We start from the raw sequence: 13631 nt of genomic DNA on the forward strand, positions 1-13631 counted from the left end.
TAACAATTTTGCCTCTTTTCTCATACTGTATATTAAAAAATATGAAAGAAGCAGGTGAATTACATGTCAAATAATTGTGGTTTATTTAATGGTGAAGGCGGCGGTATTGATACCAGCCTATTATTCTTCTTCTTACTGTTAGTTATCATTTTCTGTAACTGCTATAACTAGAGAGAAGCACCAATATAAAAAGGACTCCGAAAGGAGTCCTTTTTAACGTGGGGTTATAGCCATTTCATCTTGTAATATCCGTTGCCGCCGCTGTACTTCTGCACTTTTACATAATAAGTTCCTGGCGCAAGTTTTTTGCCGTAACCGTAGGTATATGGCTGAACTGTGCCTGATGGAGTATAAGAAGAGAAACTCTGTGATCCGAAGGCATAGCTGCTGCCCGCTTTGTAGAAGGAAACTCTCAATCCGCCGTTGGAGCTAGCCAGTGTTGATATACTGAATTTCACTGTCTGCGATTTTGTAATCTTGAATTTATACCAGTCGCCAGAAGTACTGCTCTGAGAGGCTGTGATAATTCCTTTCTTTGTGCCTTTTTTATAGATGGACTTTGCCTTTGACTTAGTGCTGCCGCTTTTTTCTGTAACCTTATTGTAAGTTGTTCTGATTCCATATATTGGATCACTAGTTTTTACGGCGATGTAGTAAGTGCCTTTTCCTACACCAAAATAAGTCGTATAGTTTTTGCTTGCATAAACAGATTGATAATCACCAGAGATACTTTTTTTCTTGGAATTCATCAACTTTACGCTGTAGGATGGACTATATGTGCTTGCTGTGGAAGGGAAGGTCACTTTCATATAACCTGTTCCAGGGGCTGTTATTTTGTAATAAGACACCTTTCCATTAGGGCTTGTTCCAAAGAACTGTGTGCCAGACTTGAGCGTTCCGCCAGCCGGTGCATAGGATACGCTGAAAGCGGTTTTATAGGTACCAGGTAAAGTGGTCGAAAATTCAAGGTAGTAGGTGCCGCCCTTGCTGACTTCACCAAAAATAACTCCTTCTGGTGAAGAGGATGAGATGTACTCATAGGAGCCGATTGCTCCCGCCTCTGCAGTTGCGCCATTTTTTAGCTTTATATAGCTGCCGTACTGATAGTCTATGCCGGCAAGATCAATTTTAAAGGTGCCCGCTTTTGGAATGTAGACTGGAATATAGGTCGTCGAATTTTGGTCGTAAGATACTGTCCAGATATCGGCTTTATCTTTGCTGTTCAGACTGACGGCATTGATTCGGTCAGTTGATTTTGCCTGCATTTCCTGAGAACTTGCAGCAAAGATGGATTCTGTACCGGCGAAAACCGTGGTAAAGACCAATGCCAAGGTTAATGCCAAGCTTAATAGTTTACTTTTCTTCATTGCTTTAGGTCCTTTCTTAAATCATTTTTAAAATACGCTGGACGAGACGATCCAGCGTATTTATCTAGTATTAGTTTATTTCCATTGAATCTGATATTGGCCGTTGCCATTACCATATTTTTGAACCTTGATATAATATGTGCCTTTTGCAAGTTTGCCGCCGTTATAATCTGTATAAAGATTCAATGTTCCTGCCGGATCGCCATAATAGAAATCGTAAGAACCGAAGGCTTTAGTCTTTCCGCTGCTGTATACAGAAACTCTGATTCCGCCAGATGAACCGCCTGTTAAAGTTTTCACTGCAAGGTTTACCTTTTGCGAACTGTTGACTTTGATCTTGTACCAATCTGCGTTGCTGCTGGTCTGTGTAACTAAAATTGTTCCTCTCTTTGTGTTACCCTTAAGCAGAGATTTCGCCTTTGAACGGCTGCTGCCGCTATTCTCGGTAACTTTTGTGAAATTAAGCTTAATTCCGTAACAACTATCTGTTGTAGATTTGACTGCTACATAGTATGTTCCCTTTGGTACCGCAGCGTAGGTAGTAAAGTTTTTGCTGTAATTTACTTTCGTCACGTACTTTAGTAAATTCTTGCTCTTCTTGGAATTCATTAGCTTAATGCTGTAAACTGAATTGTTTCCGGCCGTACCGTGTGGAAATTGAATTTTGATATAACCAGTTGAAGGTGCAGTAATCTTATAATATGTATAAGAACTACTCGTTGCTGAGCTAAAGTACTCTTTGTTTTTGGTCGGCGTAACATTGCCGGATGGGGCATACAGTGCATTAAATTGAGATGTGCATTCCGTAGTGCTGTTAGTGTAGAACGCAATGTAATAGGTGCCTGCTTTTTTTGCTTTTACATAGAATGATTCTGCACTGCCGTCGTATGACTGATATAGATTTTTCGTTGCAATTGGTGTTGTTGCAGTCAGCGAATCGTATAACGCTACTGTTGTATTAGCTCCGGCGACAATATTAAATTCAAATGTGCCTGCTTTTGGTAATTTGATTGCTCCTGCAAAGGGATTGTCTTTACTATACTTTACATTGTAAGTATCGGCAGGTGTTTTGCTGTTCATATTGGTAGCCGTAATAGAACCGTCTTCATTGACGGCAAATGTGGATAAGCCTGTTGAAGACGCGCCACTAATGGCTCTAGTGGAGTCTGCAAAAATGCTTTCAGTTCCTGCAAATACTGTGGTTAGAACAAGTGCCAGTGTCAATGCGACACTAATGATTCTTGACTTTTTCATAATATTTGTCCTTTCTTAACCTTAACTATTTTCCTGTTAAAATTATTATACGAAGATATCTAAAAAAGCACAATAGATATTTGAAATATTAACTAAAAATTAACTAATTTCACTATTTTTACTATATTATTGTAATTTCTAAAATGAGTGGTAAAATAGTAATTAAGAATAAGAAGTACTATGCAATATTTTATATTAATTAAAGGAGAAAAAAGTGAAAAAGAAAAGCAGAATTGCCATTATTTTGGCTATGTCATTCATTATTTCCATACTGCCTGTAAATGTGATTTCCGCCTTTGGTGCTACAGGTGAAGCACCGAGTAATTTACAGGTTGATGAAGGGTGGAATGGGATCTATCTCTTTTGGGATAATATAGATAGGGGTAATAATAAAGGCTTAAATTATTATGAACTCTATGTTAAAGCACCTGGAGAAAGTGATTACGAATTGCTGTCAAAAGTCAGTGACAGTGATAAAGATCAAAAGGATTTCTGGCAGTCACTGGACCCTAATAAAACACAGTTTCGATATATTCACAGGCCGACAGTGCCCGGCACATATTATTACAAATTAAGGGCGGTCTACGTAGATGACATATTCAGCGAATGGATTTATGGTGATATAGATTATGCCGCCTTAGAAAATCCAAAGATTAAGGCATCTGCTTTGAATGGTTCATCGATAAAGGTATCATGGAATAAAATTAAAAATGCCGATGGATATTATATTTACAAAACCGTTAAAAGTACTCGACGTCCGTTTCCTGAGGTGACAATCGCATCGGGGAATACTACTAGTTGGATAGATAAGGATATTAAAAAAGGTGTAAAATATGAATATCAAGTAATTCCGTATATTTATGTAGATGGAAAGGCTATTTCTAACATGGGGTCAGACTATGTAACTGGCGCTGCAGGGGTTGCAAAGGCAAAGATTACGTCTTTGACTACATCTGCCGGCAGTGCCACAATCAAATGGTCAAAGCTTTCAAACGCTAACGGCTATGAAGTTTTTAGAGCAGAAAGTGCCTCGGGAACATACAAAAAAATTAAAACAGCAGCAGGCTATGCAGCTACCACCTTCACAGATCAGAAGAAAACATATGGGAAGACATATTACTATAAGGTCAGAGCCTATACTAAAGTTAATGGAACAAAATATTATGGTGATTTCAGCAGTAGTAAAAGTATTAAGATATCGAGCAAGACTTTGACGCAGCGACAGGCAAGAAAAGCTTACCTTGCATTGAAAAATCAAAGCTTGTATTTTCCAAGCACATTGATAGTCAATAAAATTTACTCTGGCAAAATTAATGGTCAAAAGGTAATCATGATTGATTACAGTGCAGAAAATGCGTATGGCATTAGGACAAGAGATTATTTTACATACTGGCCGTCAAACGGATATTGGAATCACGACTATTCACTATTAGCGTTAAAGAACAAAGTTACTCTCAACAAGAGTAAAATCATTCATTGGAACTAAGAAAAGCACGCTCGGCAATGCCGAGCGTGCTTTTTGATGTAGAAGTTATCTGGTGGCGTTGGTAGGCAGGGTAGGCTGTGAATAATAGATATATACATATTTGATGTTGTAGAAGTCCACCGCCATGATGTTCTGTGTATTGATTTCCTGCAGAAGGATGTAATTGAGGCCGACACCGACTAAGTAACCATAACGATCTTCGATGACCGTAGAACCGACAATCTGCTCAACACGGATATATTTTCCAATCTGTGTTCTGAGAAAACCGTTCATGTACTGCAGGTTTTCATAGTTGATCACTTCTTGATAACCCGGCGGAAGAAGAGGATTGTTTGGAACCTGAAATTCTGGTGCGTTTGGCAGGACGCCTTCCGGCTGTACTGAACTGCCGCCTGTGGATGGTCTTAAATTATTGGCGCCGCCGGGCATAGCCGGATTATCGAGATCGAGACCCTGTGCAGCTGCAACGCCGGAGGCCGTAGGGATATTTGACGTACCAGGTACAGGAGCAACGTTTGCTGTAGCAGAGGAAGAAGGCATAAATCCTGTCATCTCCTCATAGGAAATTCCGTCAATCGGTCTGTAAGCCAAGTCGTCGAATTGGTTGTTGCGGACGGAAACCGTTCCGCATCCATTTGCACTGTTGCATGGCATAATCATAAAAAATTACCTCATTTCTATATTTTTTCTCTTTATTGATTTATCATCATGTATCTGCATAGTATGAAGTCGGAAGGTAGAAGCAGTGGTCGCCTATCCGGTTATGGATAACGCCTACATTGGTTGGAAAGTATGTTGGACATTTGGTACTATAGGGGTTGTGAAAGAAGAGTGATTCATCAACACCCATCAATCGGCCTCCTCCCATTGCCCAGTCTACAATATCAAAATGCTCCTGTGTAGGATTCATATTATAAACATTTTGCGGGTTATAAACACCGCCGACGCTTTCTCTCATGCAGACGAACTGTCCTGGCTGCGTGATGATGTTTCTCACGTCTCCGCCCTTGCTGACACGGGCAAACTCGCCGTAGCTGATGGTCGCCCGGTTCATAATGACAGTTGCAACTGCTCTCATTCCATCTTCACCTTCGCCTCCTGCCTCGCACTGTATCAGGCGGGCAAAGAGTTCTCTGGTGTCATAAGCCATGATTTTCACCTCAAGGTTAAAAGATTTCACTAACATAATATGCAGATTCGACAAAATGTGGTATACTTTTATTCATATAGACATAAAAAGAAGAAGGGAGACTGAGATTATGTTATTTGGAGCTTTTGCTGTTTTGATGATTATTCCGGTGATTTTGATCTTTACGATTGGAATCCCTATCGTCATAGCAGTATGCGTCTACAAAGATGCAGATAAAAGAGTAGACTGCAGTCCGTGGCTGTGGGCGTTGGTCGCAGCTTTGGTGCCGAGTTACCTGGGATTGGTAGTGTACCTGGTCATCAGACGGGACTATCCGTTAAAGAGCCAGGCAGCGCAGAATTACCAGAGAAATCCACAGGAAGAGGGTACCTATTATCAGGAGAATTACGATCAGCAGGTGCAGCCGCAAAAGACCGGGCTGCCAACATGGGCAAAGGCCTTGATTATTATCGGCGCGGTAATTATAGGAATCTGCATCATTTCTTTGATCGGTACTGTATTGTATTCTGTCTTTGGTTATGATCAGGGAATCTCGTATTACCATAACTTTTAATTATAGAAGATTGTTTGTACTTAAAAAACAGGTAATCCGGTTACGCCGGAAAACCTGTTTTTTTTATAACATAGGAAATATCGTCCAAAGGACGTATTTGCGTATGTTTCATCGTTCGCTCCGTTCACTCCTCCAGTCGCTAACGCGCCTTTCGCTGTCCGTTTCGCTGGTTGACGTTTACGGCTGAGCGACGCTCCGTCATGCACTTGTTTTTTATTATGAAATATCTAAAAAACGCTTTAATTCAGTGAGCATCAGTGCAACTTCTTTTTTCTTTATTCTATATAAAATGTTGTTCTTTCTTCGTATAGAATAGAGCATATCTGCTTCTTTTAATATTTTCAAATGTTGTGAGATGGACGCAGGCGTAATATTCAGAAGAGAGGCTAACGCTTTGTTGGTCAACTCTCTGTCCAGAAGCAGTTTCACAATCGAGAGCCTGGTGGGATCGCTAAATACACGGATGGATTTTGCCATGTTGTCAAAAGTGGTAGACATGTCCGGCATCAGCATATTTCGATAAAGGCTGATGCGATTGCCATAGATATTGATCATCAAATGCGGATAAGTAAAGGCAGACAGAATAATCTTTATCTCTTTGATTTCTTCAGACTGCACTTTGAAGTCGATCTGCTTCCTCATGATGAGGGTGTCAGACTCGTAAATCAGGTCATCGTGGAGAGAAGCGATAAAATTGGCCGGGTCTGCGGCAGCAAACTGTGCCTTTTCTTTGATTGCAGCGCCGCGATAAAAGGCACAGGTTTTTTTCCAGTGTTCTTGAAAATAGACGTTGTAATAAAGGGTGATAATGTCAATCATCTCTTTTCGAACTTCATCTACATGCCGGATGAAGTATTCTGCGTTATCACGGCTGACATACTGATACAAGTCATATAAGTCGTACTGATCTAAGTGTTCGGGATGCAGCAGCAGGTCATAGATGTTATCATCATTGCCTAATAGGGTTTCTCCAAGAAAAATATAGGCAAATTGTTCCCGCGGCAGATTATCCAGCCTTTCGATGACTGAGAAAAAATCATCGAAATAACCTGATCGTTCCGCGCAGGGCTTTGTAAAGTTATCAATTAAGTCCATAACTAAGTCCCAGTTTGCATAGCGGCTGCCAAAATCGACAATCTGTCTGATTAATTTTTTCTCGACGTGGCTGATGACGTGATCATACCAGTCGATACAATTGACGTGATGGCTGGGGTCTGTAATCACGTGGAGGCTGCAGACCAGCTCCATGGCGCAGCCATACTGAAACGAAACTTTGACCTTTCCTGGCAGGCTCTTTTTTATCACTGGCATGTCAATTCCTCCTTTTCCTCTATTATCTTCTATTCTTGCACAAAAAACAATACAGATATAGCTAATTAAGTGATGAACTAATCCTTTCAATGGTATTGCAATAGACAGATAATTCTGATTTAATGAAGGCGAATTCATTAACCGGTTGATAGAAAATGGAGGATCAATGGAACATGTTAGTAAATAAACAAAAAATCGCAGGTGGTTGTTTTGAGTATCTGTCACAAGAACAGATTCACGTCATTCACATGGCGTCTTTAGAAATCTTAGAGCGTACCGGCGTTGTAGTCCTGGATGATGAGGCGCTCGCACTTCTTGCAGAAGCAGGCGCCCACGTAGAGGGAAACCGAGTGAGAATTCCCGCAAAGCTTGTTGAAGACGCCATCAAAAGCGCGCCGCCAAAGATCACCCTCTGCAATGTGGATGGGGAGAGAAAACTGCACCTTTACAGAAACAACGTCTATTATGGCCTGGGAACAGATCTGCCGAAGTTCATCGACCCCTATTCAGGTGAAATCAGAGACACGGTACTGAAAGATGTAGAGGATGTCGCCAAGATTGCCCAATACGCAGTCAACATCGACTTTGTTGCAAATTTAGGTTTGGCAAGTGATGTCAGCCAGGATGTTGTGGACCTATATCACTTCAAAGCGATGAGAAGTTATTGCGGTAAACCGAACTGGATTACGGCTACTGATTATGGGAACATGAAAGCCCTTATCGACATGGCGGCAGTCAATGCAGGCGGTTATGACCAACTGCGGCTCAACCCGACCATCGGCTTATATGGCGAGCCGATTTCACCACTGACCAACAGCAAAGAGGCGACACAGAAACTGCTGCTCTGTGCAGAATATGGCATTCCTGTAACTTGGGCCTCGGGCATTATCGCAGGTGGAACGGGACCAGCGACCTTAGCGGGAACCATTGCCTTAGGTAATGCAGAAGGGCTCAGCGGTCTTGTCATTCACCAGCTTAAGAATCCAGGCGCACCATTCATCTTTGGCCTTGTGGGGTCCACGATGGATATGAAGGCGTCCATCAGCTGCTACGGCGGAGCGGAACTGCCGATTATCCATGCCGTTGTGGGACAGCTGGCTAAGTTCTATAATCTGCCGTGTTATGGTACAGGCGGATGTTCAGATTCCAATGCCATTGACGTGCAGGCAGGGGTAGAGTCTACCTTCTCTAATATGTTGGCTGCTCTCAGCGGAACGAATCTAGTTCACGATAACGCCTATTTGGGCGCCGGTTTGATTGGCAGCTTGGAAATGATTTTGATGAACAGTGACATCGTCGGTTATATCAAACGGATGGAAAAAGGGATAGATGTCAACGAGGAAACCTTATGTCTGGATCTGATTGACCAAGTGGGGCCAGGCGGCCAGTATATGACGCAGACGCATACCTTCCAGCATTTCAGGGAGGAGACTTACTATCCGGAATTTATGAACCGAAAACAGTATCAGGCTTGGCAGATCGCTGGCAGCGAAGATATCCGCACTGTTTTAAACAAAAAAGCACGGGAAATCATCGAATCTGATTCGGAACTTTTCGTTGATGAAGCAGTCATCAGAGAATACGATCAGATCATCAGACGCAGAGAGAGGGAAATTGCTGAGGGCAAGCATCACAGAGAAGATTTTTAAGGAGATGAGAACATGTTAAACAAAATTGCAGACGCAGTCAAAAATTATGAAATTGATGCCATAGAGACTTATGTCAGTGCGGCACTTACGTCTGGCATCAGCGCTAAGGAGATCCTCGATGAGGGACTGGTGAAGGGCATGGACGACATTGGCAGAAGATTTTCTTCTGGGGAGGTCTTTGTGCCAGAGGTTTTGATGGCGGCAAATACTATGCAAGCTGGAATGGACCTCATAAGGGAGGAGTTGGTCGCTTCTGGTGATGACCAGTCAAGGGGCCGTGTGATAATCGGAACGGTAAAAGGCGATCTCCACGATATCGGAAAAAAATTGGTTGGCATGATGTTCGAAGGAGCCGGTTACGAGGTCATAGACTTGGGGGTGGACATTCCGGCAGAAATCTTTGTGGAAGAAGCAAAAAACTTGGACGTCGACTTTGTTGGCATGTCGGCCATGCTGACTACGACCATGACGGAGATGAAACAGGTGGTAGACCTGTTGAAGACGCAGAATGTCAGGGCGGTTCCGCTGGTTGGCGGCGCTCCTCTGACTGCTGAATTTGCAGCATCCATCGGCGCTAACTACTCCCACGATGCCGCCAGTGCAGTGGATTTAATCAAGAGTTTATAGAACATGGGGGCAGGTTTGCGATGGAAAGCAAACCTGTCTACGCAAAAGAAAGGAGTGAAAAGAAATGCTTACATTGGTGGACAATATCATCGTCGTAACGGCGGTAATCGGCATTCTATTTGTAGCAGCATATTTTTCTAAGACCGTACAGGACATGGAAAGCTACTTCGTCTGCAACAAGTCTCTGCCTTGGTCTCTGACAGTAGGGACTTTGGTATCTACCTGGTACGGGGGCGTAGGCACTTTGGGTTCGGTGGAATGGTTCGCAATTTATGGACTTTCCATGTTTCTCATGTGGTGTTTTACCGCCCATGCGGCCAGAATTCCTCTAGCCTTGTGGATAGGGCCGAAGATGCAGATCAGAACGGACATGACCGTGCCGGATGTATTGAAACGTTCCTACGGTAAATCGGTGGCTATCATCGGTGCAGTTCTGATGTTGATATATACTTGTCAATTCGGCAATGTAACCTCTAGCGGATTTGTCGGCAAAGTGGCATGGGATGCTCCGTTTCTGGTAACAGGCGGTATCGTCATGATTTTGGTGGTTCTCATCGCAGTGGCAGCAGGATTGATGGGCGTGGCAGTTACGGATATGATCATGTTTTTCTTCCTGGGCGTGGCTGTAGCTATTACGGTTCCCATTCAATGGGGCGCTATGGGCGGCTGGGATGCGGTCACTGCAGCTATGGCGGACAAGCCCGGCATCCTCGATCCTGTAGGCGGATTGACAGTGACCAAAGCACTGTTCTTTATGATCATCGCCCTGACTGTTTATGCTGATCCGGCTTTTTATCAGAGATTCTCTGCTTCGGATTCACCAAAGGCGGGCAGACGCGCTATGCTGACCTGCCTTCTGATCTGGGTGGTCATGGACGCAGTGTTGTGCGCAACCGGCATGATGGTCAATGTGGTTCACCCGGAGATGGACCCGGGGCAAGGGTATGTGGCCCTGGTGCTTGAGACCCTTCCTGTAGGCCTGCGCGCTTTGTTCGTCGTCGCTTTGATCGGTTCGGCTATCTCTGCACTGGATAGCTATTTATTATGCGGAGGCACCCTCTTTGCTTATGATATCTATGGCAAGCTGAGAAAGAACCCAAGTCAGAAAGAATTATTATTGCTGACGAGGGCTTCCATCGTTGTTCTTGGCATCATCGGTCTGGTCGTTGCATCAAAGTTCACCGTGGCTATGGATTTGTTCGGTTATGTCTCGGCAATCTGGGCCGCCGGCGGCGTGATTCCTGTGGCAGGTGCGTTGATTTACAAGGGGCAGAAGACCCCAGTCGGCGGATTGCTGAGCATGCTTGGAGGCAGCCTGGCCTATATTTATACACTGATTTGGCCGCTGACCTTTGTAGACGACCCGCTGCCGCTCTGTTTCCTCGTGTCTCTGATTCTTTATATTGTCGGCAACCGCATTGGAAAACCTGTTGAGACAGCAGAAATCCAGGCGGCATGAAAGGAGCTTCATCATGGATAATAAGAAAAAAGATAAGATAGAATGGCTGGGAATGGATGGTCTGTTAGTCTTCGGATACTTTCTGCTAGTCGTTATTATTTTCTGTTCCTTTAAGTTCAGAATTGACTTTCTGACTGCATGGGTTTTCCCCCTGGTGCTTCTCGCCATTGTTTTGACAGTTACCGTCAATTACGCCAGGACCTTGGGCAGCTTCATCAAAATGCAGAATCAGAAGATAAGGGAAGGTAAGAGAAAATGAGCAGGGTTATTGCAGCGCTGAGGCAGAAAATGCAGAAAGAGGAAGCCATGAAAATCGCTGAAAAAAAGGGTGACTGGCTTTGGAACATCGTGTTCTGTAAAAGTCCTCTCAGCGAAGTTCGGCTCATTTATATCGAGTATGTGCTTTTAGATATTGAAACGGTGTCTTCTCCTACTCTAATGAATAAGATACGTAAAAAAGCTTCGCAGCCTGTCAGGAAAAAGCTGAAAGTATTGGTCAACGGCAGCACTGGCGGCGTATCTTTAGTAACAGATCAAAACTTACAGATTGAGGAGATAGAACTGAATGATGAGGCAGAGATGCAGAACAAGGCTTTTGACGATGCAGAAGCCGACAAGAGGGCAAAAGTGCTGGCGCATAAGATCACCCATCGGGCTATGGGCGGCATGCATGAAGCAGAAATCGTCGGTCGTTTGTCAATCTACCGTCCTTTCTGGGTTGCCTTTTACGGCGATATGAAACAAGGGAATCGAGTGCGGTATATCACCATCGCTGCCGATGGAGGACAGCACCGGAGAGCGCGATGAAATAACTATTTAAAGATCAAGTAAACAATACTTCTTTTCACGGCAAACGCATGATAACATTTTTTGATTACTGTAAACCAATCCGACTTCATTTTTGAATTTTGGTGTCATACTTGACTACTTAAAGAGTATTTTCGGTCCGCAATTCCTTCTTCCTAAAAAAATATACGGAACTTTTACTGCTATCTATGGAATTGCGGACTGAGAAGGCGGACTTCTTGGACATTATAGTCCGCAATCTTTTATTTCAGAAAAAATATGGCGACCATTTTTTAAATATAGGTTGGTTGCGGACGGTAAAAACTGATAACTCGGTTTTTTACCGAAAGGCTGCAGCAACGCATCAGTTTCTTTTCATCTTACGAGAATTCAGAGATATTTTTATGGTATAATATTTTATATTAAGTTTGCTCTGTCATATGAAAAGGAGGAACATGTGGACAAAGGAATTAAAAAACTCAGTATTGTGTTATGTGCCCTATTAGTTTTATTGGCATTCCTTGTTGTAATCAGATATTTTGTCAATCACCCTAGGTCCATCAAAGAAGGTGACAATAAGTTTGACCTGGAAGTATACGATTTGGAAAAGGAAGGTCTGATAGGTTTAAAGAGCATTATTGAGAAGTCACAGGATCAAGATATGTCAATGGTTTATAATGTGGCTTACTTTCAAATAGAAGTCGACAAAGAAGCAATCGTGCAGTCCTTTACGCTTTCACTAGATACATATAATGATAATGGAGAATATATGGGACTTTGGGATACGAGTATTCAGCCGATAAAAAAGAACTATCTTATTCCAAACCAGGGGAGAGCGATGATAAAAAAATAATTCATGAAGAAAATAAAAACAGCACTCTTGAATATCTCGATGAGCAGATTCGTAAGATTCCGTTAAAAGAGCAGTTGAAAGTCTGCAAATTGGAGAGATATGTAATTCAGTATAAACCTTATACTATGATAGAGTCAGGGATGCCGATTTTTGATGGACGAGAAAGCAAGGTGTTTCCTGTTTTAGACAGAGCCTCCTATTGTCGGGGAGAAGGCGGAATCAGTGATGGAAAAACGAATGTGGTATTTTGGCTTTATGATGGGTCGAGCCAGAAGAAAGACGCCTATCTCTACGTATTCCCTCCGTTAGAAGAAAAAACGGCTGTTGGTAACCGAGAAACAAATATGAAATGTGATTATTACATGATTGACGGCAAGATGAAGTTTACCAGAAATTATGGGCAGAGTTGGTTTGATGGAGATATTACAAAAGAGGAATTAGATGAAACACTGACCTTTTACCATTTTCCTGTCGCACTGCCGATAGAGTCCATTTTTCTGCCGACGAACAAACGATTGCCAATTGCCCTTTTTTACGGTGAAGAGCCGAAGCTGAAGATTTTGCCGGCAAATTCTAATGAATGGAAGACGGTAATCATTCCACATACGACGACACACGATTTTGGGCGAGGAATCACAAAGAGAGCGATTGGTTTTGTATCAGAATCTTTCGGTTATGCGGCTCTTGGAACAGATTGGACGATGAGTACAGGTGAAAGCAAACGGTGTTATCTGACTTTTGATGGCGGCGATACCTGGACTCAGAAGCCTTTGCCCCTGGATTGCAGTACAAAGACACTGATTGATCTATGTATGCTCAATGAAGAGGTAGGCGTGGTTTCTCTAAATGACGGACAGTGGGAAAATTTTCCTCTGATTTATGTGACTAGAGACGGTGCAGAGAATTGGAAACAAATAAAGCTGCCTTATGATGATTTGGGTGAGGGCTTCTACTTGATTGACATCGTTTCTTTTAAGAAAGTAAATGGAAAATACACCTTAATCTTGGGGCAGGAAAATGAGAGTGTAAAGCAGGCCGTCTTTACTTCAGAAAATTTAACGAAAGGTTGGAAGTTTTTAGAGATTCGTGAAGAAAAGATTCACACAGTAGGTTGAGAACCAAGAACTTCCATGCAC

General features: G+C 42.8%; 14 protein-coding genes. 9 read left to right on the forward strand and 5 right to left on the reverse strand.

Going from position 1 to position 13631, the window contains the following annotated elements:
* Positions 1–224: 224 nt before the first annotated feature.
* Together BN6539_RS08310 and BN6539_RS08315 are read right to left on the reverse strand one after the other, a co-directional pair.
* Positions 225–1367, reverse strand: a complete 1143-nt coding sequence (locus BN6539_RS08310) for a hypothetical protein (RefSeq protein WP_067536423.1) — start codon at positions 1365–1367, stop codon at positions 225–227.
* Positions 1368–1442: 75 nt separating this feature from the next.
* Positions 1443–2621: a hypothetical protein gene (locus tag BN6539_RS08315; protein ID WP_067536426.1), complete on the reverse strand. Its 1179-nt coding sequence runs from the start codon at positions 2619–2621 to the stop codon at positions 1443–1445.
* A gap of 214 nt (positions 2622–2835) precedes the next feature.
* On the opposite strand from BN6539_RS08315, the gene BN6539_RS08320 reads away from it, so the two are divergent.
* Positions 2836–4107, forward strand: a complete 1272-nt coding sequence (locus BN6539_RS08320) for a fibronectin type III domain-containing protein (RefSeq protein ID WP_067536429.1) — start codon at positions 2836–2838, stop codon at positions 4105–4107.
* Between the two features lie 45 nt (positions 4108–4152).
* Here BN6539_RS08320 and BN6539_RS22295 read toward each other — a convergent pair whose 3' ends face one another.
* Both BN6539_RS22295 and BN6539_RS08330 read right to left on the reverse strand, forming a co-directional pair.
* Complete coding sequence (locus BN6539_RS22295; protein WP_067536433.1) at positions 4153–4767, reverse strand: hypothetical protein; 615 nt, start codon at positions 4765–4767, stop codon at positions 4153–4155.
* A 46-nt stretch (positions 4768–4813) separates the two neighbouring features.
* Positions 4814–5293, reverse strand: a complete 480-nt coding sequence (locus tag BN6539_RS08330; protein WP_330385062.1) for a cell wall hydrolase — start codon at positions 5291–5293, stop codon at positions 4814–4816.
* A 73-nt stretch (positions 5294–5366) separates the two neighbouring features.
* On the opposite strand from BN6539_RS08330, the gene BN6539_RS08335 reads away from it, so the two are divergent.
* On the forward strand, positions 5367–5810 hold the full coding sequence (locus tag BN6539_RS08335; protein WP_067536439.1) for a hypothetical protein: 444 nt from the start codon (positions 5367–5369) through the stop codon (positions 5808–5810).
* A gap of 216 nt (positions 5811–6026) precedes the next feature.
* Here BN6539_RS08335 and BN6539_RS08340 read toward each other — a convergent pair whose 3' ends face one another.
* Entirely contained in the window at positions 6027–7121 is a 1095-nt protein-coding gene (locus BN6539_RS08340) for an ArsR/SmtB family transcription factor (protein ID WP_067536443.1), read from the reverse strand.
* A gap of 173 nt (positions 7122–7294) precedes the next feature.
* Here BN6539_RS08340 and BN6539_RS08345 point away from each other — a divergent pair, with 173 nt between their 5' ends.
* The 7 genes from BN6539_RS08345 (at position 7295) to BN6539_RS08375 (ending at position 13610) form a co-directional block, all read left to right on the forward strand.
* A complete protein-coding gene (locus BN6539_RS08345; RefSeq protein ID WP_067536446.1) occupies positions 7295–8770 on the forward strand; it encodes a trimethylamine methyltransferase family protein in 1476 nt (491 codons plus the stop codon).
* A 12-nt stretch (positions 8771–8782) separates the two neighbouring features.
* Positions 8783–9397 (forward strand): corrinoid protein, encoded by a 615-nt coding sequence (locus tag BN6539_RS08350; protein ID WP_067536449.1) that lies wholly within the window; start codon positions 8783–8785, stop codon positions 9395–9397.
* A gap of 64 nt (positions 9398–9461) precedes the next feature.
* Positions 9462–10856 (forward strand): sodium:solute symporter family protein, encoded by a 1395-nt coding sequence (locus BN6539_RS08355; protein ID WP_067536452.1) that lies wholly within the window; start codon positions 9462–9464, stop codon positions 10854–10856.
* A 13-nt stretch (positions 10857–10869) separates the two neighbouring features.
* On the forward strand, positions 10870–11115 hold the full coding sequence (locus tag BN6539_RS08360) for a hypothetical protein (RefSeq protein WP_067536456.1): 246 nt from the start codon (positions 10870–10872) through the stop codon (positions 11113–11115).
* Positions 11112–11663 (forward strand): hypothetical protein, encoded by a 552-nt coding sequence (locus tag BN6539_RS08365; protein WP_067536459.1) that lies wholly within the window; start codon positions 11112–11114, stop codon positions 11661–11663. Before BN6539_RS08360 ends, BN6539_RS08365 begins: the two co-directional genes overlap by 4 nt.
* A 436-nt stretch (positions 11664–12099) precedes the next feature.
* Positions 12100–12495, forward strand: a complete 396-nt coding sequence (locus BN6539_RS08370) for a hypothetical protein (RefSeq protein WP_067536463.1) — start codon at positions 12100–12102, stop codon at positions 12493–12495.
* A complete protein-coding gene (locus tag BN6539_RS08375) occupies positions 12420–13610 on the forward strand; it encodes a WD40/YVTN/BNR-like repeat-containing protein (RefSeq protein WP_067536466.1) in 1191 nt (396 codons plus the stop codon). Before BN6539_RS08370 ends, BN6539_RS08375 begins: the two co-directional genes overlap by 76 nt.
* The last annotated feature ends 21 nt before the right edge of the window (positions 13611–13631 follow it).

The organism is Emergencia timonensis (assembly GCF_900086585.1).
Lineage (GTDB): Bacteria > Bacillota > Clostridia > Peptostreptococcales > Anaerovoracaceae > Senimuribacter > Senimuribacter timonensis.

What these genes read in the sequence shown, in the direction of transcription:
- BN6539_RS08310 (WP_067536423.1), bottom strand. Translation starts at nt 1,367, where the DNA reads ATGAAGAAAAGTAAACTATTAAGCTTGGCATTAACCTTGGCATTGGTC.
- BN6539_RS08315 (WP_067536426.1), bottom strand. Translation starts at nt 2,621, where the DNA reads ATGAAAAAGTCAAGAATCATTAGTGTCGCATTGACACTGGCACTTGTT.
- BN6539_RS22295 (WP_067536433.1), bottom strand. Translation starts at nt 4,767, where the DNA reads ATGATTATGCCATGCAACAGTGCAAATGGATGCGGAACGGTTTCCGTC.
- BN6539_RS08330 (WP_330385062.1), bottom strand. Translation starts at nt 5,293, where the DNA reads ATGTTAGTGAAATCTTTTAACCTTGAGGTGAAAATCATGGCTTATGAC.
- BN6539_RS08335 (WP_067536439.1), top strand. Translation starts at nt 5,367, where the DNA reads ATGTTATTTGGAGCTTTTGCTGTTTTGATGATTATTCCGGTGATTTTG.
- BN6539_RS08340 (WP_067536443.1), bottom strand. Translation starts at nt 7,121, where the DNA reads ATGCCAGTGATAAAAAAGAGCCTGCCAGGAAAGGTCAAAGTTTCGTTT.
- BN6539_RS08345 (WP_067536446.1), top strand. Translation starts at nt 7,295, where the DNA reads ATGTTAGTAAATAAACAAAAAATCGCAGGTGGTTGTTTTGAGTATCTG.
- BN6539_RS08350 (WP_067536449.1), top strand. Translation starts at nt 8,783, where the DNA reads ATGTTAAACAAAATTGCAGACGCAGTCAAAAATTATGAAATTGATGCC.
- BN6539_RS08355 (WP_067536452.1), top strand. Translation starts at nt 9,462, where the DNA reads ATGCTTACATTGGTGGACAATATCATCGTCGTAACGGCGGTAATCGGC.
- BN6539_RS08360 (WP_067536456.1), top strand. Translation starts at nt 10,870, where the DNA reads ATGGATAATAAGAAAAAAGATAAGATAGAATGGCTGGGAATGGATGGT.
- BN6539_RS08365 (WP_067536459.1), top strand. Translation starts at nt 11,112, where the DNA reads ATGAGCAGGGTTATTGCAGCGCTGAGGCAGAAAATGCAGAAAGAGGAA.